Annotated in this window: 2 protein-coding genes; both read right to left on the reverse strand. The window is 50.3% G+C overall.

Annotation, left to right across the window (positions count from 1 at the left end):
* Positions 1–187: transposase (locus BBW68_RS01585; RefSeq protein WP_186821242.1), on the reverse strand; the 187-nt coding region annotated here is incomplete at its 3' end.
* Positions 188–591: 404 nt separating this feature from the next.
* The gene (locus BBW68_RS01590; RefSeq protein WP_070133727.1) at positions 592–1,263 is read right to left on the reverse strand and encodes an HAD family hydrolase; all 672 of its coding nucleotides are present in this window, start codon (positions 1,261–1,263) and stop codon (positions 592–594) included.
* Positions 1,264–1,531: the final 268 nt, after the last annotated feature.

Genomic DNA, 1,531 nt, shown 5'->3' on the forward strand with positions numbered 1-1,531 from the left:
AGCCGTTACGGTAGGTCTCCCGCTCGTCACTGCGCTCAGGAGGCTCTGCGTTGATGCGCTGAGTGACATCGGCCTCCATGATGCGGTTGAGCATAAATTCGGTGAGTTCACGCAGAAAGTCCTCGCCGCCGAGTTGCAGGTAGAGTCTTAGGACGTGGTGTAAATTTGGAAGGATGGTGAGAGCCATCGGCTTATCCGGTAAGGTAATGGTTATTTTGCCGGTGCTCAGGCAGGATGCAGGCGATGGAATTACTGTCGGAAAGGCTGCGTGGAATGGAGAAAAAGCGATGGCTGCGGATGCCTGAGTCGGATCAGTGTGCCTTAAAAATGGCTTTCCGGTTAAAAAAACGACAAAAACTGCATTTTCATACTTAAACCTACGCACGACCTCCGCATCAAAGGGATAGTTCGTTCTAACATTCATGGTTTGGCGCTCTCAGAAGAGGTGATTCAATCTCCTAACCATCGAGTTCGGTGGTCGCCTGAACGGTCACCTCTAAAAAGGCATTTACACAAAATTATGTACAGGGTCGTCATCCTGTTACCTTTTTCTCTCTCAGGGAGTTTAGTCTCTAAGATTCCCAAGGTGGTTCAAAATCGGCTAAGCTGCCAGTTAAGCGCAGGCCAGCCTCGCTGTTCCCCTTGTGCCGCTAGTTGTGGACATGGGTTAACCATAAACACGCGATCGGCGAGTTCGCACAGCGGTAAATCATTAATCGAATCGGTATAAAACGTCAGCTTGCCGTCATACAGCTGATGGCTGGCAAGAAAGTCGTTCAGGCAACTAATTTTTCCATGCTGGTAGCTCGGAGTACCGTCAAGCTCGCCAGTGTAGCGGTCATTATCGCTTTTCACCTCCACGCCAATCGCGTGTGTAATCCCCAGTACCGGAGCAATCGCCTTCACCAGCAAGCTGACCGATGCCGAGATAATCAGCACCGGCTGTTTGTCGGCATGTAACTGGTTAATCAACGCCTGTGCCTGCGGGTAGATGCGCGGTACAATCTCGCTGGCAACATACTGCGCGACCATGCGATCCACCAACGCTATTGGCATCTCACGCAGCGGTGACATCGTCAGCGCTACATATTCGTGCAGATCCATATCTCCACGCGCGTAGTCCCGCATCAGCCGTTTTTCCTGCTGCAGATACCCGGCATTATCGGCAAAGCCCTGTCGCACCAGATAACGACTCCATAGTGTGCTGCTATCCCCACAAATCAAGGTGTTATCAAGGTCAAATACATACAGCGGTTGTGGCATGGTTGCGTTCCAGAAATAAGTTTTACTGTGGTTCAGGGTAGCGAAGAAGAATGGCAGCTTCAATGCCGTTAATTTACTGAATCGGTCTATTCGCGATATTTCTCAGTAAGCTGGGAGTTATGGTCATTTGTGGTGTATGGGGATTCGAGGAAGGTGGCGCATCCTGCTGATTGATTTCTTACAGAGATTTTAACAACAGAGAGGTGACACGCCATGTCCAATCTTACCCTACAGATGTTGCCGGAGCAAGTTGAGCCCACTGTTCCAC

Origin of the sequence: Candidatus Erwinia dacicola (assembly GCF_001756855.1) — a bacterium.
GTDB lineage: Bacteria > Pseudomonadota > Gammaproteobacteria > Enterobacterales > Enterobacteriaceae > Erwinia > Erwinia dacicola.

Coding starts and splice junctions, on each gene's coding strand:
- BBW68_RS01590 (WP_070133727.1), bottom strand. CDS start 1,263: ATGCCACAACCGCTGTATGTATTTGACCTTGATAACACCTTGATTTGT.